Annotated in this window: 21 protein-coding genes and 1 tRNA gene; 19 read left to right on the top strand and 3 right to left on the bottom strand. The window is 59.6% G+C overall.

Translation table 11 applies throughout. The annotated features are described in order from the left end of the window. The first annotated feature begins 9 nt into the window (after positions 1–9). From apaG to HU722_RS26940, 7 genes are all read left to right on the top strand, one after another. Positions 10–390 carry a Co2+/Mg2+ efflux facilitator ApaG/CorD gene (gene apaG / locus HU722_RS26910; protein ID WP_049711262.1) on the top strand — a complete coding sequence of 127 codons (381 nt, stop codon included), beginning with the start codon at positions 10–12 and terminating at the stop codon, positions 388–390. Then, a complete protein-coding gene (locus HU722_RS26915) occupies positions 390–1,229 on the top strand; it encodes a symmetrical bis(5'-nucleosyl)-tetraphosphatase (RefSeq protein ID WP_065871789.1) in 840 nt (279 codons plus the stop codon). Before apaG ends, HU722_RS26915 begins: the two co-directional genes overlap by 1 nt. A 9-nt stretch (positions 1,230–1,238) precedes the next feature. After that, positions 1,239–1,568 (top strand): thiosulfate sulfurtransferase GlpE, encoded by a 330-nt coding sequence (gene glpE, locus HU722_RS26920; protein ID WP_065871790.1) that lies wholly within the window; start codon positions 1,239–1,241, stop codon positions 1,566–1,568. 284 nt (positions 1,569–1,852) lie between these two features. Continuing rightward, positions 1,853–3,775, top strand: coding sequence for a PrkA family serine protein kinase (locus HU722_RS26925; RefSeq protein ID WP_003194732.1), 1,923 nt, complete (start codon positions 1,853–1,855; stop codon positions 3,773–3,775). A 113-nt stretch (positions 3,776–3,888) separates the two neighbouring features. Continuing rightward, entirely contained in the window at positions 3,889–5,160 is a 1,272-nt protein-coding gene (locus HU722_RS26930; protein ID WP_015886179.1) for a YeaH/YhbH family protein, read from the top strand. Continuing rightward, positions 5,157–6,722, top strand: coding sequence for a SpoVR family protein (locus HU722_RS26935; protein ID WP_065891381.1), 1,566 nt, complete (start codon positions 5,157–5,159; stop codon positions 6,720–6,722). The genes HU722_RS26930 and HU722_RS26935 overlap by 4 nt, the downstream gene beginning before the upstream one ends. A 63-nt stretch (positions 6,723–6,785) precedes the next feature. Then, positions 6,786–8,015, top strand: coding sequence for a multifunctional CCA addition/repair protein (locus HU722_RS26940; protein WP_065891380.1), 1,230 nt, complete (start codon positions 6,786–6,788; stop codon positions 8,013–8,015). A 55-nt stretch (positions 8,016–8,070) separates the two neighbouring features. Here HU722_RS26940 and folK read toward each other — a convergent pair whose 3' ends face one another. Both folK and folB read right to left on the bottom strand, forming a co-directional pair. Next, a complete protein-coding gene (gene folK / locus HU722_RS26945) occupies positions 8,071–8,589 on the bottom strand; it encodes a 2-amino-4-hydroxy-6-hydroxymethyldihydropteridine diphosphokinase (RefSeq protein ID WP_065871794.1) in 519 nt (172 codons plus the stop codon). Then, positions 8,580–8,933 carry a dihydroneopterin aldolase gene (folB, locus tag HU722_RS26950; RefSeq protein WP_032883867.1) on the bottom strand — a complete coding sequence of 118 codons (354 nt, stop codon included), beginning with the start codon at positions 8,931–8,933 and terminating at the stop codon, positions 8,580–8,582. Before folB ends, folK begins: the two co-directional genes overlap by 10 nt. 74 nt (positions 8,934–9,007) lie before the next feature. Here folB and plsY point away from each other — a divergent pair, with 74 nt between their 5' ends. Continuing rightward, positions 9,008–9,577 carry a glycerol-3-phosphate 1-O-acyltransferase PlsY gene (gene plsY / locus HU722_RS26955; protein WP_065871796.1) on the top strand — a complete coding sequence of 190 codons (570 nt, stop codon included), beginning with the start codon at positions 9,008–9,010 and terminating at the stop codon, positions 9,575–9,577. Between the two features lie 33 nt (positions 9,578–9,610). On the opposite strand, the gene tsaD is transcribed toward plsY, so the two are convergent. Then, positions 9,611–10,636, bottom strand: a complete 1,026-nt coding sequence (tsaD, locus tag HU722_RS26960) for a tRNA (adenosine(37)-N6)-threonylcarbamoyltransferase complex transferase subunit TsaD (RefSeq protein WP_065871797.1) — start codon at positions 10,634–10,636, stop codon at positions 9,611–9,613. 202 nt (positions 10,637–10,838) lie between these two features. On the opposite strand from tsaD, the gene rpsU reads away from it, so the two are divergent. From rpsU to pqqB, 11 genes are all read left to right on the top strand, one after another. Next, entirely contained in the window at positions 10,839–11,054 is a 216-nt protein-coding gene (gene rpsU, locus HU722_RS26965) for a 30S ribosomal protein S21 (protein WP_002551877.1), read from the top strand. A 446-nt stretch (positions 11,055–11,500) separates the two neighbouring features. Then, positions 11,501–13,471 carry a DNA primase gene (gene dnaG, locus HU722_RS26970; RefSeq protein ID WP_065871799.1) on the top strand — a complete coding sequence of 657 codons (1,971 nt, stop codon included), beginning with the start codon at positions 11,501–11,503 and terminating at the stop codon, positions 13,469–13,471. Between the two features lie 67 nt (positions 13,472–13,538). Further along, complete coding sequence (gene rpoD / locus HU722_RS26975; RefSeq protein WP_065871800.1) at positions 13,539–15,389, top strand: RNA polymerase sigma factor RpoD; 1,851 nt, start codon at positions 13,539–13,541, stop codon at positions 15,387–15,389. Positions 15,390–15,511: 122 nt separating this feature from the next. After that, positions 15,512–19,255: a bifunctional diguanylate cyclase/phosphodiesterase gene (locus tag HU722_RS26980; RefSeq protein ID WP_065891378.1), complete on the top strand. Its 3,744-nt coding sequence runs from the start codon at positions 15,512–15,514 to the stop codon at positions 19,253–19,255. A 15-nt stretch (positions 19,256–19,270) separates the two neighbouring features. Beyond that, positions 19,271–19,347: transfer RNA gene (locus HU722_RS26985), tRNA-Ile, on the top strand. A gap of 86 nt (positions 19,348–19,433) precedes the next feature. Next, entirely contained in the window at positions 19,434–19,880 is a 447-nt protein-coding gene (locus tag HU722_RS26990; protein WP_010206997.1) for an Lrp/AsnC family transcriptional regulator, read from the top strand. A gap of 166 nt (positions 19,881–20,046) precedes the next feature. Continuing rightward, positions 20,047–21,729 (top strand): flavin monoamine oxidase family protein, encoded by a 1,683-nt coding sequence (locus HU722_RS26995; RefSeq protein WP_065871979.1) that lies wholly within the window; start codon positions 20,047–20,049, stop codon positions 21,727–21,729. Positions 21,730–21,739: 10 nt separating this feature from the next. Continuing rightward, on the top strand, positions 21,740–22,534 hold the full coding sequence (locus HU722_RS27000) for a carbon-nitrogen hydrolase family protein (protein ID WP_065880137.1): 795 nt from the start codon (positions 21,740–21,742) through the stop codon (positions 22,532–22,534). A 48-nt stretch (positions 22,535–22,582) separates the two neighbouring features. After that, on the top strand, positions 22,583–24,931 hold the full coding sequence (gene pqqF, locus HU722_RS27005) for a pyrroloquinoline quinone biosynthesis protein PqqF (protein WP_065891377.1): 2,349 nt from the start codon (positions 22,583–22,585) through the stop codon (positions 24,929–24,931). 159 nt (positions 24,932–25,090) lie between these two features. Further along, the gene (gene pqqA, locus HU722_RS27010; protein WP_003194766.1) at positions 25,091–25,165 is read left to right on the top strand and encodes a pyrroloquinoline quinone precursor peptide PqqA; all 75 of its coding nucleotides are present in this window, start codon (positions 25,091–25,093) and stop codon (positions 25,163–25,165) included. A 66-nt stretch (positions 25,166–25,231) separates the two neighbouring features. Beyond that, positions 25,232–26,143, top strand: a complete 912-nt coding sequence (gene pqqB / locus HU722_RS27015) for a pyrroloquinoline quinone biosynthesis protein PqqB (RefSeq protein WP_065871805.1) — start codon at positions 25,232–25,234, stop codon at positions 26,141–26,143. Positions 26,144–26,153: the final 10 nt, after the last annotated feature.

Raw genomic sequence — 26,153 nt, forward strand, 5'->3', positions numbered from 1 at the left:
GCCTCTTGCATGTCCGATCCTCGCTACCAGATCGACGTCAGCGTCGTCACCCGCTTCCTGGCGGATCAATCGCAACCTGAACAAAACCGCTTCGCCTTTGCCTACACCATCACGGTGAAAAACAACGGGCTGGTGCCGGCCAAGCTGCTGTCCCGCCACTGGGTGATCACCGACGGTGACGGCCAGGTCGAAGAAGTACGCGGCGCAGGCGTGGTAGGCCAGCAACCGCTGATCGACATCGGCGCGAGCCACACCTACAGCAGCGGCACGGTGATGACCTCCAAAGTCGGCACCATGCAGGGCTCCTATCAGATGAAGGCCACCGACGGTAAATTGTTCGACGCCATCATCCCGCCCTTCCGCCTCGCCGTGCCCGGAGCCCTGCACTGATGGCGACCTACGCGGTCGGAGACCTGCAAGGGTGCCTGGAGCCCCTCAAGTGCCTGCTTGACCGCGTAGCCTTCGACCCAGCGAAAGATCGCCTGTGGCTGGTCGGCGACTTGGTCAATCGCGGTCCCGAGTCCCTGGCGACGTTGCGCTACTTATATAGCCTGCGCGATTCCTTGGTGTGCGTACTGGGCAACCACGACCTGCACCTGCTCGCGGCCGGCCGTAACATTGAGCGTCTGAAAAAGGGCGATACCCTGCGGGAAATCCTCGAAGCACCGGATCGCACCGAGTTGCTCGACTGGCTTCGCCGGCAAAAAATCCTGCATTACGACGAAGGCCGCAATATGGCCTTGGTCCATGCTGGCATCCCGCCCCAGTGGACACTGAAGAAAGCGCTCAAGTGCGCCGCGGAAGTCGAAAGCGCCCTGGCCGATGACAACCTGTACACCGCCTACCTCGACGGCATGTACGGCAACGAGCCAGTGAAGTGGGACAACGATCTCACCGGCGTTGCGCGCCTGCGGGTGATCACAAACTACTTCACGCGCATGCGCTTCTGCACCGCCGAGGGCAAGCTGGACCTCAAAAGCAAGGAAGGCGCCGACACCGCATTGCCAGGCTACAAACCCTGGTTCGCGCACAAGGACCGCAAGGCCCGCGACACCCAGATCATTTTCGGTCACTGGGCGGCCCTTGAGGGCAAATGCGATGAGCCCGGCGTGTTCGCCCTAGACACCGGTTGCGTGTGGGGCGGCGCCATGACCCTGATGAATATCGATACCGGCGAGCGCCAGAGCTGCCAGTGCGAATCGCCCCAACCTATCACCGCCAAGCCCTAGGAGCCCGCCATGAGCGAATTCAAACGTATCCCTCCCGAACAAGCCCAGGCCCTGCGCGAAAAAGGCGCCGTAGTGGTCGACATCCGTGACCAGCCGACTTATCTGGCGGCCCACATCCGCGGCGCCCAGCACCTGGACAACGTCAACATCGCCGATTTTATCCGTGCCGCCGACCTCGACGCGCCCGTGATCGTGGCGTGCTACCACGGCAACTCCAGCCAGAGTGCAGCAGCCTATCTGATCAGCCAGGGCTTCTCCGACGTCTATAGCCTGGACGGTGGCTTTGAACTGTGGCGCGCGACTTATCCTGCGGAAATTTCTTCAGGCAATTCGCAATAATTTTTTTCAAACCCCGCTACCCCGCGTGACGCTTGGGCTCGCGCCGTTTCTGACGAACGGCGCAGCCAAACTAATTGCGCATCGCGCCTTGACCTCTCCGATTCCGAACTATCCTTAAGCGCAGGCCATCCGAATCAGGGGAGAGCCGGTACACCGGCGTGCGGGTCATCGGTAGTGTTTCAGGGTGTTTGGGGGGAAAACAGTCATTGGCGTCTGCCAATGTCTGCCAGCATCGACTGATTGATCCGGCGTCGGCTCCACGTATCGAGCGAGGTGACGACGTCATGAGTATCTTTAGCCACTTCCAACAACGCTTCGCGTCCACACAGCAAGAAGAACTCACGCTGCAAGAGTATCTCGAGCTGTGCAAACAGGACCGCAGCACCTACGCGTCTGCCGCCGAACGCCTGCTACTGGCAATTGGCGAGCCGGAGCTGGTGGAAACCGCCAACAACTCGCGGCTGTCGCGAATATTCTCCAACAAGGTGATCCGCCGCTATCCGGCCTTTGAAGACTTCCACGGCATGGAAGAATGCATTGACCAGATCGTCTCCTACTTCCGCCACGCCGCCCAGGGCCTGGAAGAGAAGAAACAGATCCTCTACCTGCTGGGCCCCGTCGGCGGCGGTAAGTCGTCCCTGGCCGAAAAGCTCAAACAACTGATCGAGAAGGTGCCTTTCTACGCCATCAAGGGATCACCGGTCTTCGAATCGCCCCTGGGCCTGTTCAACGCCACGGAAGATGGCGCAATCCTCGAAGAAGACTTCGGCATCCCGCGCCGTTACCTCAACACCATCATGTCGCCTTGGGCCACCAAGCGCCTGGCCGAATTCGGTGGTGACATCAGCCAATTCCGCGTGGTGAAACTCTACCCGTCCATCCTCAACCAGATCGGCGTGGCGAAGACCGAACCGGGTGACGAGAACAACCAGGACATCTCGGCACTGGTGGGTAAGGTCGATATCCGTAAACTCGAAGAATTCCCGCAGAACGACGCCGACGCCTACAGCTATTCAGGCGCACTGTGCCGGGCCAACCAGGGCCTGATGGAGTTCGTGGAGATGTTCAAGGCACCGATCAAGGTGCTGCACCCCCTGCTCACCGCCACCCAGGAAGGCAACTACAACAGCACCGAAGGGCTGGGCGCGATTCCGTTCACCGGGATCCTGCTGGCCCACTCCAACGAATCGGAATGGCACACCTTCCGTAACAATAAGAACAACGAAGCCTTCATCGACAGGATCTACATCGTCAAGGTGCCGTACTGCCTGCGCGTCAGCGATGAAATCAAGATTTACGACAAACTGCTGTTCAACAGCTCCCTGGCCAAGGCCCATTGCGCACCCGACACCCTGAAGATGCTCGCCCAGTTCACTGTGCTGTCGCGCCTCAAGGAACCGGAGAACTCGAATATCTATTCGAAGATGCGCGTGTACGACGGCGAAAACCTCAAGGACACCGATCCCAAGGCCAAGTCGATCCAGGAATACCGCGACACGGCGGGTGTGGACGAGGGCATGAACGGCCTGTCGACGCGCTTCGCGTTCAAGATCCTGTCCAAGGTTTTCAACTTTGACCCCCACGAAATCGCTGCCAACCCGGTGCACCTGCTTTACGTGCTGGAACAGCAGATCGAACAGGAGCAATTCCAGGCGGAAACCCGCGAGCGCTACCTGCGCTTCCTCAAGGAGTACCTGGCGCCGCGCTACATCGAATTCATCGGCAAGGAAATCCAGACCGCGTACCTGGAGTCCTACAGCGAGTACGGCCAGAACATTTTCGACCGCTACGTGCTGTACGCCGACTTCTGGATCCAGGACCAAGAATACCGCGACCCGGAAACCGGCGAGATCCTCAACCGCGTCGCCCTCAACGAGGAGCTTGAGAAAATTGAAAAACCGGCCGGCATCAGCAATCCGAAGGATTTCCGCAACGAAATCGTCAACTTCGTGCTGCGCGCCCGGGCCAACAACAATGGCAAGAACCCGACCTGGCTCAGCTACGAGAAGCTGCGGGTGGTCATCGAGAAGAAAATGTTCTCCAACACAGAGGATCTGCTGCCGGTCATCAGCTTCAACGCCAAGGCCAGCAAGGAGGATCAGCAAAAGCACAACGACTTCGTCACACGAATGGTCGAGCGCGGCTACACCGACAAACAGGTACGGCTGCTCTCCGAGTGGTACCTGCGGGTTCGCAAATCGCAGTAAGGCAGCGACAGGCGTGCGCTGCCGGGCCCCAGGCCTGGCAGCTGACCGCTTGTCTCTAAGCTTCCAGCTCGCGGCTTGAAGCTTGTAACGTGAAGCTGCCCGGAGGGCTCCCCATGAGCTATGTGATCGACCGACGCCTCAATGGCAAGAACAAGAGCACGGTAAACCGCCAGCGTTTCCTGCGGCGTTACCGTGACCACATCAAAAAGGCCGTCGAGGAGGCTGTCAGCCGCCGCTCCATCACGGATATGGAGCATGGCGAGCAAATCAGCATCCCCGGACGGGACATCGACGAACCAGTGCTGCACCACGGCCGGGGCGGCAAACAAACCGTCGTGCATCCGGGCAACAAGGAATTCACCACCGGTGAGCACATCCAGCGCCCACAAGGCGGTGGCGGCGGTAAAGGCCCTGGCAAGGCGGGCAATTCCGGCGAAGGCATGGATGAGTTCGTGTTCCAGATTACCCAGGAAGAATTTCTCGAATTCATGTTCGAGGACCTGGAGCTGCCTAATCTGGTCAAGCGCAACTTGACCGGCACCGACACCTTCAAGACCGTGCGCGCCGGGATCAGCAACGAGGGCAACCCTTCCCGCATCAATATCATCCGTACCCTGCGCTCGGCCCATGCGCGGCGCATCGCCCTGTCAGGCAGCAGCCGCGCCAAACTGAGGGATGCCAAGGAAGAGCTGGCGCGACTGAAGCGTGAAGAACCGGACAACTTCGGCGATATCCAGGAAATAGAGGCGGAAATCGAGAAACTCAGCGCACGTATTCACCGCGTACCATTTCTCGACACCTTCGACTTGAAATACAACTTGCTGGTCAAACAACCCAACCCCAGTTCCAAGGCGGTGATGTTCTGCCTGATGGACGTGTCCGGTTCCATGACCCAGGCCACCAAGGACATCGCCAAACGCTTCTTTATCCTGCTTTACCTGTTTCTCAAACGGAACTACGACAAGATCGACGTAGTGTTCATCCGCCATCACACCAGCGCTCGGGAAGTTGACGAAGAGGAGTTTTTCTACTCGCGGGAAACCGGCGGCACTATCGTCTCCAGTGCCTTGAAGCTGATGCAGGAGATCATGGCCGAGCGCTACCCCGCCAATGAGTGGAACATCTACGCGGCCCAGGCTTCGGACGGTGACAACTGGAACGACGACTCGCCCATCTGCCGCGACATCCTGATCAACCAGATCATGCCATTCGTGCAGTACTACACTTACGTTGAAATCACCCCCCGTGAGCATCAGGCCCTGTGGTTCGAATACGAGCGCATCGGCGAAGCCTTTGCCGACACATTCGCCCAGCAGCAACTGGTCTCGGCCGGCGATATCTACCCGGTCTTCCGTGAACTCTTCCAGCGCAGGTTAGTGACATGACCGCCAAAAAAGAGCATAAGCGCCAACCCATATCCACGGGGTCCGAGTGGACCTTTGAACTGATCCAGGCCTATGACCGCGAAATCAGCCGCATCGCGGCGGGTTATGCCCTGGACACCTACCCCAACCAGATCGAAGTGATCACCGCCGAACAGATGATGGATGCGTATGCCTCTGTCGGCATGCCGTTGGGGTATCACCATTGGTCCTACGGCAAACACTTCCTCAGCACTGAAAAGTCTTACACCCGAGGCCAAATGGGCCTTGCGTACGAGATCGTGATCAACTCCGACCCGTGCATCGCCTACCTGATGGAAGAGAACACCATCTGCATGCAGGCGCTGGTGGTTGCGCACGCCTGCTATGGGCATAACAGTTTCTTCAAGGGTAACTACCTGTTCCGCACCTGGACCGATGCCAGTTCGATCATCGATTACCTGGTATTTGCCAAGCAGTACATCATGCAATGCGAGGAGCGCCACGGCATTGATGCGGTGGAAGACTTGCTCGACTCCTGCCATGCGCTGATGAACTACGGGGTCGACCGCTACAAACGCCCCTACCCGATTTCCGCCGAAGAAGAACGCCTGCGCCAGAAGGAACGCGAGGAACACCTGCAAAAGCAGATCAACGACCTGTGGCGCACTATTCCAAAACGTGCCGGTAAAAACAGCGACAAGGACAATGCGCGCTTCCCCGCCGAACCTCAGGAAAACATCCTGTACTTTCTGGAAAAACACGCACCACTGCTGGAACCGTGGCAACGGGAAATCGTGCGCATCGTGCGCAAGATCGCCCAGTACTTTTATCCACAGCGCCAGACCCAAGTGATGAACGAAGGCTGGGCGACGTTCTGGCACTACACGCTAATGAACGACCTGTACGACGAAGGCCTGGTCACTGACGGTTTCATGATGGAGTTCCTCACCTCCCACACCAGCGTGGTGTTCCAGCCGGGGTTCGACAGCCCGTACTACAGCGGTATCAACCCCTACGCACTGGGCTTCGCCATGTACCGCGATATCCGGCGTATGTGCGAACACCCTACCGAAGAAGACCGCCACTGGTTCCCGGAAATCGCTGGCACCGATTGGTTGTCCACCATCAAGTTCGCCATGAGCAGTTTCAAGGACGAGAGTTTTATCCTGCAGTACCTGTCACCCCAAGTGATTCGGGACCTCAAGCTGTTCAGCATCATGGATGACGACCTCAAGGATGACCTGCTGGTACCGGCCATCCACGACGAGCCCGGCTACCGCACCATCCGCGAAACGCTGGCGGCGCAGTACAACCTGGGCAACCGCGAGCCGAACGTGCAGATCTACAGCATCGATGTGCGCGGCGACCGCTCGTTGACCTTGCGCCATCAGCAGCATGACCGCAAACCCCTGGGCGAATCCACCGAGGAAGTACTCAAGCACCTGCACCGCCTATGGGGCTTCGACATTCATTTAGAAACCCTGCAGGGCGACCAAGTGATGAAGACTCACCATGTACCGCCGCGCAGCGAGCATGGCGACAACGACTACGGCCGACTGGACCTGGCCGTCGTTCATCTCTGAAACAGCAAAGCCTCCATTGGCCAGGCACAGGCGGTATCCTGTGCTGCTAATGGAGGCTTTTTCATGAAAATCTATAAAGTCGGCGGTGCCGTGCGTGACCGCCTGCTGGGCATCAAGGTCACCGATGTTGACCGCGTCGTCGTGGGGGCGACCACCGAAGAGATGCTGGCCAAAGGTTTCAAACCCGTCGGCGCTGACTTTCCCGTGTTCCTCGACCCGAAAAATGGCGATGAATACGCCCTCGCCCGTACCGAGCGCAAGAGTGGCCGGGGTTATGGCGGTTTTGTGTTTCACGCCAGCCCCGAGGTGACCCTGGAAGAAGACCTGATCCGTCGCGACCTGACCATCAACGCCATGGCGGAAGACGATGATGGTAATTTGACCGACCCTTATCATGGCCAGCATGATCTTGAAGCGCGCATCCTGCGCCACGTTTCCCCGGCGTTCGCCGAAGATCCGCTACGAGTGCTCCGCGTTGCGCGCTTTGCTGCACGTTACGCGCACCTGGGTTTTACGGTCGCCCCGGAAACACTGGCGCTGATGCGTCAACTCAGCGAATCCGGCGAACTGGAAGCCCTGACACCTGAGCGCAGTTGGAAAGAAATCTCCCGAGCGCTGATGGAAGACCAACCTCAAGTGTTTATTCAAATACTGCGCGACTGCGATGCATTGAAAACCTTGATGCCCGAGGTCGATGCACTGTTCGGCGTACCTCAACCCGAAGCCCATCACCCTGAAATCGACACCGGCATCCACACCTTGAGCGTGCTGCAACAAGCCGCCGTGCACAAACAGCCGCTGACCGTGCGCTGGGCCTGCCTACTGCATGACTTGGGCAAGGGTCTGACGCCGGCGGATAAGTTGCCGCAGCATATTGCTCACGAACACACCGGCTTGAAGCTGATCAAGACTGTCAATGAACGCTTCAAAGTACCGAAGGACTGCCAGGAGCTGGCGCTGCTGGTGGGCCAATATCACACCCACGGCCATCGGGCGCTGGAGTTGAAAGCCTCGACGTTGCTGGAATTGCTGCACAGTTTCGATGTGTACCGTCGGCCGCAGCGCTTTGAAGAATTTGTGGTCGCCTGCGAGATGGATGCCCGAGGCCGAAAAGGCCTGGAGCAGCGAAGTTATCCACAGGCGGATTATTTGCGCGGGGCGGCGAAGGTGGCGCGCGAAGTGGCCGTCGCGCCCTTGCTGGAGAAGGGCTTCAAAGGCCCGGAACTGGGTGAGGCGCTGAAGCGCGAAAGGCTTAAGGCGTTGAAGGCCTACAAAGAACAGCCCATTCTCTAGACGCTGCCCATCCGTGGCGAGGGCGCTTGCTCCCTCGCCACAGGAAGCTCGGCGCCTATAAGAGTGCGTCTGGGGTGAGTTGCTGGCCTTGCCATTCAAACCCGACAGGCGCGAGCACCTGGTCAATTTGCGCATTGCGCCATAACTCAGCCAGGGTCTTGTCCACCTCAGGGTGCACGCGCTCTGGCGCCATCAACGACAGCGGCCATAGCACAAACGCGTTTTTCAGGATCTCTGCACGCGGCAGGACCAAGCCATCGAAGTTACCCACCAGCTCGCCATACAGCAGCACATCGATATCCAGCGGCAGGCCCTTGCGGTCCGGCGCATAGCGGCCATTGTCGGCTTCGATGAATTTCAACCGGCGATCCAGTTCCATCAGCGGCAGGTCGGTGTAGGCCGATACCACCAGATTGAAAAACGGACCGCTCTTGATGCCCACCGGCTGGCTTTCGAACACTGGCGAGCAGCGCACATCCGTCAAAAAGCTCGCCAGCGCGTCAAGGCCGGCGCGTAGATGGGATTCGCGCTCGATATTGCTGCCTAGGCCAAGGTATACCTGAGTTAGCGACATCCGCGCTCGATCTCCACGCCCACGCCCTTGGCAGCCGGCACGGCGCCGGGCTTGGTCAACTTGAGGTGCAGCCAGGGAATCTGGAACTCACTCATCAGCACTTGCGCCAGGCGTTCGGCAAAGGTTTCCACCAACTGGTACTGGGATTGTTCGGCAAACGCCTGGATGCGCGCGGAGACGCTGGCGTAATCCAGTGCCAAGGTCAGGTCGTCACCGGCGGCGGCCGGGCGGTTATCCCAGGCGAAGCTCAGGTCCAGGCGCAGGCATTGGCGGATTCCGCGTTCCCAGTCGTAGGCCCCGATGACGGTGTCGACTTCCAGGCCTTCGATAAACACTCTGTCCAAGCACTCTTCTCCGCAGCACGACAAGGGCGCAATGCCCCGTTAGAATCAGGGCGTCCTCGCCCGGAATAGTTAGCATGTTTTGGTCACTGGCGATCCTCGCCTACCTGCTCGGCTCGCTGTCCTTCGCCATTTTGCTCAGCCGCCTGACGGGAAACCCCGATCCGCGAATGAGTGGCTCAGGCAATGCCGGCGCCACCAATATGTTGCGCCTGGCCGGTAAGAAACTCGCCGTACTCACGCTGCTGGGCGACGTGTGCAAGGGCTTGCTGCCCGTGCTGATCGCCAGCCTCGCCGGCCTTACCCTGCAACAACAGGCCTGGATCGGTGTATGCGCCGTCCTCGGCCATCTGTTTCCACTGTACTTCCGCTTTCGCGGTGGCAAAGGCGTCGCAACGGCAGCCGGCATGCTGCTGGGGATTTACCCACCGGCGGCATTGCTGGCCGTACTTGCCTGGCTCCTGACGTTCTACCTGACCCGCACCAGCTCACTCGCCGCGCTGATCGCCACCCCGCTCACCCTGCCGCTATTGGCCTGGCAAGAACCGGCGGCGTTGTTGCCGATGAGCGCACTGACACTGCTGATCGTCTGGCGCCACCGGGGCAATTTACGCGACCTGTTTGCCGGGCGCGAACGGCATTTTTAAATACGTCCGATGAGCCCGGCTCACGTTGCGGCCCTAGAGCGGCGACAACTGCTCCATCGGCCAGCGCGCCTGCACGCTGATCGCCAGGCTTTCGTGCTGACCCGCCTGCAAGCGTTGGCAACCGGCATAGGCGATCATCGCGCCATTGTCGGTGCAGAACTCTGGCCGCGCGTAGAACACGTCGCCCTTCATCTCACCGAGCATTTTTTCCAGTGACGTGCGTAAAGCCTTGTTGGCACTGACGCCGCCTGCGATTACCAGGCGCTTCATGCCCGCCTGTTTCAGGGCGCGCTTGCACTTGATGGTCAAAGTCTCTACCACGGCCTGCTGGAACGCCAGCGCGATGTCGCAACGGGCTTGCTCACTGTCGTCCCCGGCGCTGACGCTTTGCTGCCAGGTGTTCAGCGCAGAGGTTTTCAAACCACTGAAACTGAACATCAGGCCAGGCCGATCGCACATCGGGCGTGGGAAGGTATAACGGCCGGCAACACCTTTTTCGGCAAGACGGGCGATTTCCGGACCACCAGGATAATTGAGGCCCATCATCTTCGCAGTTTTGTCGAACGCTTCACCGGCGGCGTCATCCAGGGATTCACCCAAAAGGGTGTATTGGCCGATTCCATCCACCTGAACCAGCTGCGTATGGCCGCCGGAAACCAACAAAGCGACGAACGGGAACTCTGGTGGTGTTTTTTCCAGCATGGGCGCCAATAAATGGCCTTCCATGTGGTGCACACCAAGGGCTGGAATGCCCCAGGCAAAAGCCAGCGCCTGGGCGCAAGAGGCCCCAACCAGCAGGGCTCCGACCAATCCGGGGCCAGCAGTGTAGGCGATCGCGTCGATCTCGGTCGGCACGCAGCCGGCCTCATCCAGCACCTGGCGAATCAGGGGCAGCATGCGTTTGACGTGATCACGGCTGGCCAGCTCCGGCACCACGCCGCCATAGGCGCGGTGCAGGTCGATCTGACTGAACAGCGCATCGGCCAAGAGCCCGCGTTCACTGTCGTAAAGTGCGACACCGGTTTCGTCGCAGGAGGTTTCAAGTCCCAGTACTAGCATGGGTTTGCGCCTTGTAGAGGCTAGATTCGAAGGCGCGCATAATAGTCGCCACTCCCCCTCCCGACTAGCGGTTTTCGATCAGAGGCTTTGCATTCCGGGCAATGAGGGGTTAACATCCGCAACCCTTAAAAACCGACGACCTCAGCCGCGAATTTTTTGCGACGAGAACGTTGATCCCGGTAATGAAAGAAGGTAGCTCTGGATGCCAGCCGTCAAAGTTAAAGAGAACGAACCCTTCGACGTAGCTCTGCGTCGTTTCAAGCGCTCCTGCGAAAAAGCCGGTGTACTGGCTGAAGTTCGTAGCCGCGAATTTTACGAGAAGCCAACTTCTGAGCGTAAGCGTAAAGCAGCAGCCGCTGTTAAGCGTCACGCCAAGAAAGTTCAGCGCGAACAGCGCCGCGCCGTTCGTCTGTACTAATACACAGACGTCCGTAGCAAGCTTCTGCCAAGCCCGGCCCTCAGCCGGGCTAATGGCATTTGCGGATATCGCTTGATGCTTCACTGTTGACGCCGCACATGCGACCGAGACAACTGCTTCACACGTCAGGACTGGCTCTTTTGCCAGCGGTGCACGTCTCTTCTGACGAGCCTAACAAGGCTACTGACGCGCACACTTATTATTCAAGCAGGCGATCAACTGTATCGACTGTGCCCGACAATGCGCTTCCGAGGCCCGCCATTGGCCAAGACCGGAGGCCGGGGCAACATTTCCATGCCGAAAACCTGATTGAAATTAACGTCAGTGAACCATCGGCAGATACACTTCCTGAAAGCCCAAGCAGACAACCGATGATCGAGCCAGACGATACGTGCGCTTGAGCACTTAGCGGGCCCTCATTTACACGCAGTGATGACGAGAACGCCATGGCCGGGCTGATTCCCCAGAGCTTTATTGACGACCTTCTGAACCGCACCGACATCGTCGATGTTGTCAGCTCGCGCGTGCAGCTGAAAAAAGCCGGCAAGAACTACACCGCCTGCTGCCCGTTCCACAAAGAGAAAACCCCATCGTTCAGCGTCAGCCCCGACAAACAGTTCTACTACTGCTTCGGTTGCGGCGCAGGCGGTAACGCTCTGGGCTTTCTCATGGACCACGACAACCTGGATTTCCCCCAGGCGATCGAGGACCTGGCGAAAGCCGCCGGCATGGAAATCCCTCGCGAAGAAAGCGGCCGACCGCACAAACCGCGGCAACCCACCGATTCGCCGCTGTACCCGCTGCTGACCGCCGCTGCCGACTTTTACCGTCAGGCACTTAAAAGCCATCCGCAGCGCAAGGCCGCCGTCGATTACCTCAAGGGCCGCGGCCTCACCGGTGAAATCGCCCGTGACTTCGGCCTCGGCTTCGCCCCGCCCGGCTGGGACAACCTGTACAAGCACCTGAGCAGCGATACCCTCCAGCAAAAAGCCATGATCGACGCCGGCCTGCTGGTTGAAAACGCCGAAACCGGCAAACGCTATGACCGCTTTCGCGACCGCGTGATGTTCCCGATCCGCGACAGCCGTGGCCGCATCATCGCCTTTGGTGGTCGAGTACTGGGAGATGACAAGCCCAAGTACCTGAACTCCCCGGAAACCGCGGTATTCCACAAAGGCCAGGAACTCTACGGCCTGTTCGAGGCGCGCAAGAACAACCGCAACCTCGATGAGATCATCGTGGTTGAAGGCTATATGGACGTGATCGCGCTCGCCCAACAGGGCCTGCGCAACGCCGTGGCCACACTCGGCACCGCCACCAGCGAAGAACACATGAAACGCCTGTTCCGCGTGGTGCCCAGCGTACTGTTCTGCTTTGACGGCGATCAGGCCGGCCGCAACGCCGCCTGGCGCGCGCTTGAGGCAACGCTGTCGAGCCTGCAGGATGGGCGTCGCGCACGCTTCCTGTTCCTGCCTGAAGGCGAAGACCCGGACACCTTGGTGCGCTCCGAAGGCACCGACGCGTTCCGCGCGCGCATCAATCAACATGCACAGCCCCTGGCAGACTATTTTTTCCAGCAACTGACCGAAGAGGCCGACCCGCGCTCCCTCGAAGGCAAGGCACACATGGCCACCCTCGCGGCGCCGTTGATCGATAAAGTCCCAGGCGCCAACCTGAAATCACTGATGCGCATGCGCCTGCTGGAAATTACTGGGCTGAGCGGCGAAGCCGTCAGCCAGCTGGTGCACAACGCACCGCAGGAGGCGCCGCCGGCCTATGACCCAGGCATGGATTACGACGCCATGCCCGACTACGCCGACTTCCACCAACCGCAGGAGGCCTACACGCCCCAGCAGGAGTGGACACCGAAGAAGCCCGGCGCCGGCGGCAAGAAATGGGACAACAAACCCTGGAGCAAGAACGGCAAGCGCGGCGATCGCGATGAGGCCTTCGCCCCGCGAACGCCTGTGGCCGTTGAAGCGCCAACGCTCATTGCGTTGCGTACGCTCATCCATCACCCGCAACTGGCGGGCAAGGTCGAGAGCGCCGACCATTTTGCCAATGCGAGCAACACCTATGCTCAGGTTCTGATCGCCTTGATCGAGGCGGTACAGAAAAATCCTAAGCTAAACTCAATTCAGCTGATGGCTCGCTGGCATGGCACCGAGCAAGGCCGCCTATTGAAAGCCCTCGCGGAAAAGGAGTGGCTAATTGACGGCGATAACCTTGAACAACAGTTTTTAGACACCATTACTAGGTTATCCGCGGGTCAGCACACGCAGACCCTCGATGAACTCATCAAGAGAGCAAGGCAGCCTGGATTATCGGCTGAAGAGCAAATTCAGATAGCAAAACAGATGCGCGACCTCTTAAAACAGAATGTTTCCGCATCAAACCCGACCTCAGCTGGCGTGTGAGGTCATAGCTCGGGTATAATCCTCGGCTTGTTTTTTGCCCGCCAAGACCTTCAGTGGATAGGGTGTTATGTCCGGAAAAGCGCAACAGCAGTCTCGTATCAAAGAGTTGATCGTTCTCGGTCGTGAGCAGGGTTACCTGACTTACGCGGAGGTCAACGACCACCTGCCTGAGGATATTTCAGATCCAGAGCAGGTGGAAGACATCATCCGCATGATTAACGACATGGGGATCAACGTATTCGAAGCTGCGCCAGATAAGGATTCTCTTATGCTGGCGGACGCCGATACCGACGAGGCTGCAGCTGAAGAAGCTGCTGCCGCGCTGGCTGCTGTGGAGACCGATATCGGTCGTACCACCGACCCTGTGCGCATGTATATGCGTGAAATGGGTACCGTCGAGCTGCTGACACGCGAAGGCGAAATCGAAATCGCCAAGCGTATCGAAGAGGGCATCCGTGAAGTGATGGGCGCAATCGCGCACTTCCCTGGCACGGTTGACCATATTCTCTCCGAGTACACCCGCGTCACCACCGAAGGTGGTCGCCTGTCCGACGTGCTGAGTGGCTACATCGACCCGGACGACGGCATTGCGCCGCCTGCCGCCGAAGTGCCGCCGCCTGTCGACCCGAAAGCGGTGAAAGCCGACGACGATTCCGAAGACGACGATGCTGAAGCCAGCAGCGACGACGAAGATGAAGTTGAAAGCGGTCCGGATCCGATCGTGGCTGCCCAGCGTTTCGGTGCGGTTTCCGATCAAATGGAAATCACCCGCAAGGCGCTGAAAAAGCACGGTCGCGGCAATAAGCTGGTCATTGCCGAGCTGGTGGCGCTGGCCGAACTGTTCATGCCGATCAAGCTGGTACCGAAGCAATTCGAAGGCCTGGTTGAGCGTGTTCGCAGTGCCCTTGAGCGTCTGCGTGCACAAGAGCGTGCGATCATGCAGCTCTGTGTCCGTGATGCGCGCATGCCGCGTGCCGACTTCCTGCGCCAGTTCCCGGGCAACGAAGTTGACGAAAGCTGGTCCGACGGCCTCGCCAAAGGCAAAGGCAAATACGCCGAAGCCATTGGTCGCCTGCAGCCGGACATCATTCGCTGCCAGCAAAAGCTGATCGCACTGCAGACCGAAACCGGTCTGACGATTGCCGAGATCAAGGACATCAACCGTCGCATGTCGATCGGTGAGGCCAAGGCCCGCCGCGCGAAGAAAGAGATGGTCGAAGCGAACTTGCGTCTGGTGATTTCCATCGCCAAGAAGTACACCAACCGTGGCCTGCAATTCCTCGACTTGATCCAGGAAGGCAACATCGGCTTGATGAAGGCTGTGGACAAGTTTGAATACCGTCGTGGCTACAAATTCTCGACTTATGCCACCTGGTGGATCCGTCAGGCGATCACTCGCTCGATCGCCGACCAGGCCCGCACCATCCGTATTCCGGTGCACATGATCGAGACCATCAACAAGCTGAACCGCATTTCCCGGCAGATGTTGCAGGAAATGGGTCGTGAACCGACCCCGGAAGAGCTGGGCGAACGCATGGAAATGCCTGAGGACAAAATCCGCAAGGTATTGAAGATCGCTAAAGAGCCGATCTCCATGGAAACGCCGATTGGTGATGACGAAGACTCCCATCTGGGTGACTTCATCGAAGACTCGACTATGCAGTCGCCAATCGATGTCGCCACCGTTGAGAGCCTTAAAGAAGCGACTCGTGACGTACTCTCCGGCCTCACTGCTCGTGAAGCCAAGGTACTGCGCATGCGTTTCGGCATCGACATGAATACCGACCACACCCTTGAGGAAGTCGGTAAGCAGTTTGACGTGACCCGTGAACGGATCCGTCAGATCGAAGCCAAGGCGCTGCGCAAGTTGCGCCACCCGACGCGAAGCGAGCATCTACGCTCCTTCCTCGACGAGTGATACCAGAACCCCCGGCCCAGGCCGGGGGTTTTGTTTTGTATCGATAAAACCTTCCGCAACACCCCTCCCCCCGTAATGCCCGTCTACACTCGAAACATTCCCCGTGCCATAACGAGACCGTTATGCCCAGACTGCCGGCTGTGTTTTTACTGTGGCTGCTGACCTGGACCGCAACGGCTGGCGCGTTGAGTCTCAGCGATGATGAGCGCGGCTGGCTGGCGGACCATCAGGAGTTGCGCCTGGGAGTGGACGCGTCATGGCCACCCTTTGAATACCGTGACGAAGATGGCCGCTACCAAGGCCTGGCGGCGGATTACGTGCGCCTGATCCAGGATCGCCTCGGCGTGCGAGTCAAGTTGATCGAGCCGGCGAACTGGGGCGCCGTGCTGGAGCTGGCCCGGAACAACCAAATCGACCTGCTGCCTGGCATCATGTCCACGCCGGAACGCCAGAGCTACATGGCGTTTACCCGCCCGTACCTTGATTTCCCCATCGTCATCCTGGCCCACGAAGGCGGCGCGAAACCACGCACCCTTAAGGACCTCTACGGATTGAAGATTGCCGTGGTGGAAAACTACGCGCCCCATGAGTTGCTCCGCACCCACCATCCCGACCTCAATCTGGTGGCCATGCCGAATGTCAGCTCGACCCTGCAAGCCTTGGCCACCGATGAGGTGGATGCGGTGGTCGGCGACCTGGCCTCAAGTGTCTGGAACCTGCGCCAACTCAAGCTCGACGGTTTGTACGTCAGCGGTGAAACGCCCTACCGCTACCAACTGGCGATGGGCGTACCGCGCGACAACAAAGTACTGGTGGGCATCCTCGATAAGGTACTGGCCGACCTCAGCCCGGAAGAAACCGATGCGATCCAACAACATTGGGTTGGCAGCCTTACCGATCACCGCACCTTCTGGAGGGATCTGCTGACTTACGGCCTGCCTGCGGTACTGTTGCTGAGTACCGTGCTGGCCGTGGTGATTCGGATCAACCGCCGGCTCAGTTCGGAAATTTCCCGCCGCGGCGCCCTCGAACAGGAACTGCGCAGCAGCGAATATCACTACCGCGGCTTGGTGGAAAGCCTGTCCGCCATCGCCTGGGAAGCCAGTATCACCGATTTCACCTACAGCTATGTTTCGCCCCACGCGGAGGAATTACTGGGTTATCCGCGTGCCCACTGGCTGATCCCGGGGTTCTGGCGCAACATCATTCACCCCGCCGACCTGACCCGCACCGAGGCCTACTGCTACCGGGAAACCCGCGCCAATCGCGACCACAGCATCGACTACCGGGTGATCACCGCCGACGGGCGCTGCTTATGGGTGCGCGACATCGTCAGCCTGATTGAGCACGGCCATGAGCCCGTACTGCGCGGCTTGATGATCGATATCAGCGAGGCCAAGCGCACTGAAGAAGCCTTGCAACTGTCCGAGCAAAAATTTGCCTCGGTGTTCCAGCAATGCCCAGACATGCTAGTGATCGCACGGCTGTCTGATGGCTGCTTGCTGGAGGTGAACAAGGCGTTCGAAGACCAGATTGGCCTGACGGCGCAACAGGTCGTCGGCAAAACCGCCACCGAACTGAATATCTGGGGCATCCAGGGTGTCGGCCCCGACCTGCTGCAACAGGTGCAGACCACCAGCATCCGCAATCTCGAAATGCCCTTTCTGCGCAGCAATGGCCAAGCCTTCACCGGGCTGATTTCCGCCGAGCCGTTCCAATTGGACACCACCGAGGCCATCGTGGTGGCGGTGCGAGACATCACTCAACTCAAGGAAACCCAGCAACAACTGCAAACCTCCGAAGAGAAATTCGCCAAGGCCTTCCACGCCTCCCCCGACGGCTTGCTGCTGAGCCGACAGCATGATGGACTGTTGATTGAAGTGAACGATGGTTTCAGCCGAATCACGGGGTTCACTAGCGCAACATCCCTCGACCAATCAACCCTGGACCTGGGCATCTGGGTCGACCTCAACGAACGCAAACACATGCTGGAACTGATGCAGCGCGATGGCTTTGTGCGTGATTTCATCTGCCATATTCGTCGCAACGATGGGCAGATTCGCCTGTGCGAATTGTCCAGCCGCCCGCTGCCTATCGGCGACGACGACTGCATGCTGACCATTGCGCGGGACATCACCGAACGCCAACTGATGCAGGAAAAACTGCAACAGGCCGCCACGGTGTTCGAGAGCACGGCCGAAGGCGTCTTGATCACTGATATCCGGCAGAACATCAGCGCCGTCAACCGCGCCTTCACCGAGATAACCGGCTACAGCGAGGCCGAAGCCCTTGGCCATACGCCGCGCCTGCTCGCCTCCGGCCTGCATGACAGCGCCTTCTACGCGGCGATGTGGCACCAACTGACAACTCAAGGGCATTGGCAGGGCGAGATCTCCAACCGACGCAAGAACGGCGAGCTGTACCCCAGCTGGCTGACGATCAGCGCAGTGCGTAATCGCGATCAGTTGATCACGCACTTCGTCGCGGTGTTTGCCGACATCTCCAGCCTCAAACTGGCCCAGGCCCGCCTAGATTACCAGGCGCATCACGATCCATTGACCGGCCTGCCCAACCGCACTTTGTTCGAAAACCGACTGCAGGCCGCCCTCAATGGGCATCAAGAAACCGGCAAACAGGGCGCCGTACTGTTTCTCGATCTGGACCGCTTCAAACACATCAACGACAGCCTCGGCCACCCGATCGGCGACTTGCTGCTCAAGGACATCGCGGTGCGCCTCAAGGAACAACTGCGCGACATCGACACCGTTGCTCGCCTGGGCGGCGACGAATTCATCATCCTGCTCCCCGGCTTGCAGCACCCCAGCGATGCCCAATACCTGGCCAATAAACTGCTGGCCTGCTTCACCCCACCCTTCCAGGCAGGTGAACACGAGTTCTTCATCAGCGCCAGCATCGGCACCAGCCTGTACCCGCAGGACGGTACCGACGTCGCGACGCTGGTCAAAAATGCCGACGCTGCGATGTACCGCTCCAAGGCCAAGGGACGTAACCGGGTCGAAAGCTATACCCGCGACCTGACTGCGCAGGCCAACGAACGCGTGGCACTCGAACATGAACTGCGCCGCGCCATCGAGCGCGATGAACTGACCCTGTACTACCAGCCAAAACTGAGCCTGAATACTCAAGCACTGATCGGCGCCGAAGCGCTGATCCGCTGGCGCCATCCCACCTTTGGCGACGTGCCGCCCGAACACTTCATTGCCCTCGCCGAAGAGAACGGCATGATCCTGCAGATCGGTGACTGGGTGCTGGAACAGGCCTGCCGACAAATGCATGCCTGGCAAGGCACTTTCGACGAATTCGGCCCCCTGTCGGTCAACCTGGCCGGCGCCCAACTGCGTCACCCCGGCTTGCTGGCTCGCATCGAACAGCTATTGCGCGACTACCGGCTCGACCCAGGCTGCCTGCAACTGGAGATCACCGAGAACTTCATCATGAGCCAGGCCGAAGAAGCGCTGGAGGTACTGCACCAGCTCAAAGACTTGGGCGTACAACTGGCCATCGATGATTTTGGCACCGGCTATTCATCCCTCAGCTACCTCAAACGCCTGCCGCTGGACTTCCTCAAGATCGATCAATCCTTCGTCCGCGGCCTGCCCGACGACCCCCACGACGCAGCGATCGTGCGCGCCATTATCGCCCTGGGCCACAGCATGCAATTCACCATCATCGCCGAAGGCGTGGAGAACCCCGCACAGCAAGCCTTCCTGGCTGCCGAAGGCTGCGAACAGATGCAAGGCTACATCGTCAGCCTGCCGCTACCGCCCGAGCTTTTTGCCGCGACTTTTCTTCGTATGAGCATTGAGGATTTTTCGGATAGCACAGCGGGGAAACCATCGCTATAATCCGCGACCTACTGAGGGCCTATAGCTCAGTTGGTTAGAGCAGGGGACTCATAATCCCTTGGTCGTAGGTTCGAGTCCTACTGGGCCCACCAAACTAGAAAGCCGCGCAATGCGCGGCTTTTGTGTGTCTGGAAGACTGTAATATGCTCCCATCGCCGCCCTTATCGGAGCCCCCCCCTTGCCCGCCCTAGATGAAATCGACCGCCAGCTAATAGCCGCCCTGCAAATCAACGCGCGCGAAAGCGTGGCCATGCTTGCCCGGCAGCTCGGCATCGCGCGCACCACGGTAACGTCGCGCCTGGCGCGCCTGGAGAAAACCCAGGTGATCACCGGTTATGGTGTGCGTCTCGGCCAGCGGGTGGTGGATGGTGGTTTGCAGGCGTATGTTGGCATCACCGTGCAGGCACGCTCGGGTAAAGAAGTGTTACGCAGGCTGAGTGCCATGGCGCAGGTGCAACAATTGTGCGCGGTCAGTGGCGAGTTCGATTACGTGGCCTGGCTTCGCACTGACTCGCCGGAGCAGTTGGACCAATTACTCGACCAGATCGGCAGTGTGGACGGCGTGGAGAAAACCACGACCTCAATCATCTTGAGTAACAAATTGGATCGCGGACAGCCAATTTGACCACCAACTTCGTCATTATGACTAAAAACAATCCAATCCGACGACACTTTGCGTCTTATTAACGAACGCTACGCTCCCTAAACTGGCTGCCATCTTTTCCTATACTCAGCGGGCCACGTCCGCCCAGTCGCCAGTAAGGTCAGCCATGAGCATTCCGTCCAGCACCATCAGCAAGACCAATCGCCACCCTGCAGACGGTAAGAAACCCATCACCATCTTTGGCCCGGATTTTCCGTTTGCCTTTGATGACTGGATCGAGCACCCGGCCGGCCTGGGCAGCATTCCCGTCGCCAACCATGGCGCCGAAGTGGCGATCGTCGGCGCAGGGATCGCTGGCCTGGTTGCCGCCTACGAACTGATGAAACTGGGTCTCAAGCCGGTGGTGTATGAAGCTTCGAAAATGGGCGGCCGCCTGCGCTCCCAAGCCTTCGAAGGCGCCGAAGGCATCATCGCCGAGCTGGGTGGCATGCGCTTCCCGGTGTCGTCCACCGCGTTCTACCACTACGTGGACAAACTCGGCCTGGAAACCAAACCCTTCCCCAACCCGCTGACCCCAGCCTCCGGCAGCACGGTGATTGACCTGGAAGGCCAGACTCACTACGCACAAAAACTGTCCGATCTTCCTGCACTGTTTCAAGAAGTCGCCGACGCCTGGGCCGACGCCTTGGAAGCCGGCTCGCAGTTCGGCGATATCCAGCAAGCCATCCGCGACCGTGACGTGCCACGCCTCAAAGCGCTTTGGAATAAGCTGGTACCACTGTGGGACGACCGCACCTTCTACGACTTCGTTGCCACTTCCAAGGCTTTCGCCAAGTTGTCGTTTCACCATCGCGAAGTATTCGGCCAGGTCGGTTTCGGCACTGGCGGCTGGGATTCGGACTTCCCCAACTCGATGCTGGAAATCTTCCGCGTGGTGATGACCAACTGCGACGATCACCAACACTTGGTCGTCGGCGGCGTGGCCCAGGTGCCGATGGGCATTTGGCGTCATGTGCCAGAGCGTTGCGCCCACTGGCCGGCCGGCACCAGCCTCAGTTCGTTGCACCGTGGTGCGCCGCGGGCCGGGGTGAAACGCATCGCACACGCCGCCGATGGCCGCTTTGCCGTCACCGACAATTACGGTGACACCCGCGAATACGCCGCCGTGCTCACCACGTGCCAAAGCTGGCTGCTGACCACCCAGATCGAATGCGACGAAACCCTGTTCTCGCAAAAGATGTGGATGGCCCTGGACCGCACCCGCTACATGCAGTCATCAAAAACTTTCGTGATGGTTGACCGCCCGTTCTGGAAAGACAAAGACCCGGAAACCGGCCGCGACCTGATGAGCATGACCCTCACGGATCGCCTGACCCGTGGCACTTATCTGTTCGACAATGGTGACGATAAGCCGGGTGTGATTTGCCTGTCTTACTCGTGGATGAGCGATGCGCTGAAGATGCTGCCGCAGCCCATCGATAAACGCGTGAAACTGGCCCTCGACGCGCTGAACAAGATCTACCCGAAAGTCGACATCAAGGCGCGCATCATCGGCGACCCGATCACGGTGTCCTGGGAAGCCGACCCGCATTTCCTCGGTGCCTTCAAAGGTGCATTGCCCGGCCACTATCGCTATAACCAGCGTATGTATGCGCACTTCATGCAGAAGGACATGCCCGCCGAGCAACGTGGGATTTTTATCGCAGGTGACGACGTTTCCTGGACCCCGGCCTGGGTCGAAGGCGCAGTGCAAACCTCATTGAACGCGGTATGGGGCATCATGACCCACTTCGGCGGCAGTACTCATCCGGAGAACCCAGGGCCGGGTGATGTGTTCGACGAAATCGGGCCGATCGCCCTGGCCGAATAAGGAGCTGAGCATGCGCGTTGCCCTGTACCAATGCCCACCACTGCCGCTGGACGTGGCCGGCAACCTCAAGCGCCTGCACCAACTGGCGCATGAAGCGTCCGGCGCCGATGTACTGGTGCTGCCGGAGATGTTTCTCAGCGGCTACAACATCGGCGCTGAAGCGGTGGGCGCGTTAGCTGAAGCGCAAGACGGGCCGTCCGCACAGGCGATTGCCGAACTGGCCAAAGCCGCCGGGCTGGCAATCTTGTACGGTTACCCGGAACGTGCCGAGGACGGCCAGATCTACAACGCCGTGCAGTTGATCGACGCCCACGGCCAGCGCCTGTGCAACTACCGCAAGACGCATCTGTTTGGCGATTTGGACCACTCGATGTTCAGTGCCGGCGACGACGATTTCCCGCTGGTGGAATTGAATGGGTGGAAGCTCGGCTTCCTGATCTGCTACGACCTGGAGTTCCCGGAAAACACCCGGCGCCTGGCCCTTGCTGGTGCCGAGTTGATACTGGTGCCCACCGCCAATATGGTGCCGTTCGACTTTGTGGCCGATGTCACCGTGCGGGCGCGGGCCTTCGAGAACCAATGTTATGTGGCCTACGCCAATTACTGCGGGCACGAAGGCGAGATCCAGTACTGCGGGCAAAGCAGCATCGCGGCACCGAACGGCGAGCGTATAGCCCAGGCTGGCCTGGATGAAGCCTTGATTGTCGGTACGCTGGAGCGCCAATCGATCATCAATGCGCGCGCTGCCAATCACTATCTGCAAGATCGCCGCCCCGAGTTGTACGGCGCGCTGTACAAGCCCTGACTCAACGGGTTTGTTAGCATAGGCGCTTCCCTCGTTTCGGAAGTGCCCATGCCTGCGCCGGCCCACCTTCATCACCTTCACCTGACCCTGGCCAATGGCTTGCGGGTCTCCTTGCGTCATGCGAAGCGTTTGAAGCGTTGCGCCGCCGTCCTGCAGGTGTCAGCTGGCAGCCATGACGTGCCGTTAGCGTGGCCGGGGTTGGCGCACTTTCTGGAACATTTGTTGTTTCTCGGTACCGAGCATTTTCCCACGAACGAAGGGTTGATAGCCTACGTGCAACGTCATGGGGGCCAAGTCAATGCGAGCACCCGTGAGCGCTCCACGGCGTTCTTCTTTGAGCTGCCGGCGTCAACGTTTACCAGTGGCCTGGAGCGCTTGGCCGACATGCTGTCCCATCCACGCCTGGCGCTGGAGGATCAACTGCGCGAGCGCGAGGTGCTGCATGCCGAGTTCGTCGCCTGGTCCCAGGATGCAGGGGCGCAGCAGCAGATCGCGTTGCTGGAAGGCCTGGCCGCGGACCATCCGCTGCGGGGTTTTCATGCAGGCAACCGTGACAGCTTGCCGGTGGAGCGTGAGGCATTCCAGCAGGCATTGCGGGAATTCCACGCGCATTTCTATCAGAGCGGGCAGATGACGCTGAGCTTGGCCGGCCCACTGTCGCTGGATGAACTGCAATGCCTGGCACAGCAGTTCAGTGAACAACTGACCTCAGGACCTCTACGCCCACAATCTGCGCCACCGGCTTTGATGCAGGGTGAAGCGCGCAGCTATCAGCACATCGCCAATGACCACCTGCACCACGTCATCACGTGTGACGCGCCGCGTGAAGCACTGGATTTTCTCTGTGCCTGGCTGAATGCCTCGGCCCCCGGCGGATTGCTGGCTGAACTGAAAGCGCGGCAACTGGCGAGAGCACTGCAGGCGTCGGTGCTTTATCACTTCGCCGGGCAAGCTGTGCTGGATATCGACTTCACGCTTAGCGCCCAAGATAAGTCGGCTACGCAGATAGAGGCGTTGCTGCACGATTGGCTGAGCTTTTTCGCACAGAGCGATTGGACTTCACTACGGGAAGAGTTCGCGCTGTTGGCCGTTCGTCAACAACAGGTCCAAGGCGCGCTGGCATTGGCCAGACACGACAGCCAGGCGCTTTCGGAACAGGATGTCGTCGCCCTCAAGGCCATGCTTGATTCGCTGCGCCTGCCACCTTCCGCGCACACTTGGCAACTGCCGCCGAACAACCCGTTCCTACGACCATCAGTCAAGGAAGAACGCGCCGGCCTGATTCGCGGCCAGACCAGCGCCCACCGGGGGTTGCGCACCTTCGCCCAGGATCGCTCCCGCGGGCGTCGGGAGGTGTCGGCATTGAACTTCAGCCAGGCGCTGGCGGACGACAGTGGTGAAGGTGCCCTGTATGTGCAATGGCAGTCGGCCCCCACCGGCCTGGAGAGCGCATTGCAGGCGTTGTGTGAAAATGCGCGTCAGGCGGGTGTCGAATTGTCGTTCGAAAGCCTGGGCAATGACGCGCTGGTAAAAATGATAGGGCTGCTGGAACCCATACCCGCCGTGCTGGAGGTTTTGGCGCAGAGTCTGACTCAACCGCAAGAGGCGCAACCTGCCTCACCGCCGATGATCGCCATTCGAGAGTTGCTAAAGGCCCTGCCCGCTTGCTGCTCCGCCAGCACTCCTCGTTCTGAATCGTGGGCCACCGCACGTTGGAAAGGCCTGGGGATGGGTTTCCCCGCGACGTATGAATCCGCAATCAAAACAGCAGCGGCCCGCTTGCCAGGGCAGCCTGCGAGCCTCGATCAAGTACTCCCGTCCCTCAGCGGTCAACGCGTGTGGCATGAGGTGAAAATCGGCTCTGACGAAGCTGCGTTGCTGTTGTTTTGCCCAACACCCAGCCAATCCCTGGCAGACGAAGCCGCGTGGCGACTGCTCGGCCATCTGCTCCAAGGGCCGTTCTACCAAAAGCTGCGGGTAGAACTGCAAATCGGCTACGCCGTGTTCAGCGGCATCCGACAGATAAACGGCCAGACCGCCCTGCTATTCGGCGTACAGTCCCCCAGCGTTTCCCTGGAAGGCATCGCAGATCACCTGCAAACCTTCCTGGCGCAACTGCCAGCACTGATCAATGGCTGCGACGACCTCGGCAACCTGGATCTGGCGCAACAGTTTTCAGCCCAGGCACTGCCCAACGCTCAGGCTGCCGACCTGCTCTGGCATGCCCATCTGGCTGGCCATTCGTCGGGTTACCTGGAGCAGCTTCAATCCAGGATCCAAGCCTGTTCCCGCGAAATGCTGCAGCACGCCGCCCAGCAATTGAACGACGCCACAGGCGGCTGGCGCTGCGTCGCCAACGGCGCGCGCATCTCGGCGACCTGGCAAGCGGCAGACTGATCATTGCCGCCCCTGCAAAAGGCTTTTTCCACCAAGACAGCGCTAACTTGAAAATAATTGCGTAACATTCCCACGCACACCTCTGAACATCTCCGACTGGAGGTGGACTATATGTATTACTTGGTAGTGAACGTCCCATCCCTTCGTAGGAGTAAGAACATGACTTGGTCCAAACCTGCTTACACTGATCTGCGCATCGGTTTCGAAGTCACCATGTACTTCGCCAGCCGTTAATCCGCTGGGTAATACAACGCCTCGGTTCGCCCGGGGCGTTTTTGTTTTGAGCTTGATGGAGCGACCATGTTTGTCCAGATCTTAGGTTCCGCCGCCGGCGGTGGTTTCCCGCAGTGGAACTGCAACTGCGTGAACTGCGCTGGTTTCCGCGATGGCAGCCTGCGGGCGCAAGCGCGTACCCAGTCATCCATTGCGATCTCCGACGATGGCGTGAACTGGGTGCTGTGCAATGCCTCGCCGGATATCCGCGCGCAACTCCAGGGTTTCGCGCCGATGCAACCGGGCCGCGGCCTGCGTGACACCGGCATCAGCGCGATCATCCTGATGGACAGCCAGATCGACCACACCACCGGCCTGTTGAGCCTGCGCGAGGGTTGTCCGCACCAGGTGTGGTGCACCGACATGGTCCATGAAGACCTGAGCACCGGCTTCCCGCTGTTCACCATGCTGACCCACTGGAACGGCGGCCTGGCCTGGAACCGCATCGAGCTGGACGCCAGCTTCAGCATCCCGGCCTGCCCCAACCTGCGTTTCACCCCGCTGCCACTGCGCAGCGCCGCACCGCCTTATTCGCCGCACCGTTTCGACCCCCACCCCGGTGACAATATCGGCCTGATCGTCGAAGACCTGCGCACCGGCGGCAAACTGTTCTACGCCCCAGGGCTGGGCAAGGTCGACGCGCCACTGCTGGAAATCATGGCCGGCAGCGACTGCCTGTTGGTGGACGGCACGATGTGGGATGACGATGAAATGCAGCGCCGTGGTGTTGGCACCCGCACCGGCCGCGAGATGGGCCACCTGGCACAGAACGGCCCCGGTGGCATGCTCGAGGTGCTGGAGCAATTGCCCGAGCAGCGCAAGGTGCTTATCCATATCAACAACACCAACCCGATCCTCGATGAAGACTCCCCCGAGCGAGCGGAATTGGTGCGGCGCAATGTCGAAGTGGCCTACGACGGCATGAGCATTGAATTGTAGGAGCAGACAA

Origin of the sequence: Pseudomonas tritici (assembly GCF_014268275.3) — a bacterium.
GTDB classification, from domain to species: Bacteria; Pseudomonadota; Gammaproteobacteria; order Pseudomonadales; family Pseudomonadaceae; genus Aquipseudomonas; species Aquipseudomonas tritici.

Coding starts and splice junctions, on each gene's coding strand:
- apaG (WP_049711262.1), top strand. CDS start 10: ATGTCCGATCCTCGCTACCAGATCGACGTCAGCGTCGTCACCCGCTTC.
- HU722_RS26915 (WP_065871789.1), top strand. CDS start 390: ATGGCGACCTACGCGGTCGGAGACCTGCAAGGGTGCCTGGAGCCCCTC.
- glpE (WP_065871790.1), top strand. CDS start 1,239: ATGAGCGAATTCAAACGTATCCCTCCCGAACAAGCCCAGGCCCTGCGC.
- HU722_RS26925 (WP_003194732.1), top strand. CDS start 1,853: ATGAGTATCTTTAGCCACTTCCAACAACGCTTCGCGTCCACACAGCAA.
- HU722_RS26930 (WP_015886179.1), top strand. CDS start 3,889: ATGAGCTATGTGATCGACCGACGCCTCAATGGCAAGAACAAGAGCACG.
- HU722_RS26935 (WP_065891381.1), top strand. CDS start 5,157: ATGACCGCCAAAAAAGAGCATAAGCGCCAACCCATATCCACGGGGTCC.
- HU722_RS26940 (WP_065891380.1), top strand. CDS start 6,786: ATGAAAATCTATAAAGTCGGCGGTGCCGTGCGTGACCGCCTGCTGGGC.
- folK (WP_065871794.1), bottom strand. CDS start 8,589: ATGTCGCTAACTCAGGTATACCTTGGCCTAGGCAGCAATATCGAGCGC.
- plsY (WP_065871796.1), top strand. CDS start 9,008: ATGTTTTGGTCACTGGCGATCCTCGCCTACCTGCTCGGCTCGCTGTCC.
- tsaD (WP_065871797.1), bottom strand. CDS start 10,636: ATGCTAGTACTGGGACTTGAAACCTCCTGCGACGAAACCGGTGTCGCA.
- rpsU (WP_002551877.1), top strand. CDS start 10,839: ATGCCAGCCGTCAAAGTTAAAGAGAACGAACCCTTCGACGTAGCTCTG.
- dnaG (WP_065871799.1), top strand. CDS start 11,501: ATGGCCGGGCTGATTCCCCAGAGCTTTATTGACGACCTTCTGAACCGC.
- rpoD (WP_065871800.1), top strand. CDS start 13,539: ATGTCCGGAAAAGCGCAACAGCAGTCTCGTATCAAAGAGTTGATCGTT.
- HU722_RS26980 (WP_065891378.1), top strand. CDS start 15,512: ATGCCCAGACTGCCGGCTGTGTTTTTACTGTGGCTGCTGACCTGGACC.
- HU722_RS27000 (WP_065880137.1), top strand. CDS start 21,740: ATGCGCGTTGCCCTGTACCAATGCCCACCACTGCCGCTGGACGTGGCC.
- pqqF (WP_065891377.1), top strand. CDS start 22,583: ATGCCTGCGCCGGCCCACCTTCATCACCTTCACCTGACCCTGGCCAAT.
- pqqB (WP_065871805.1), top strand. CDS start 25,232: ATGTTTGTCCAGATCTTAGGTTCCGCCGCCGGCGGTGGTTTCCCGCAG.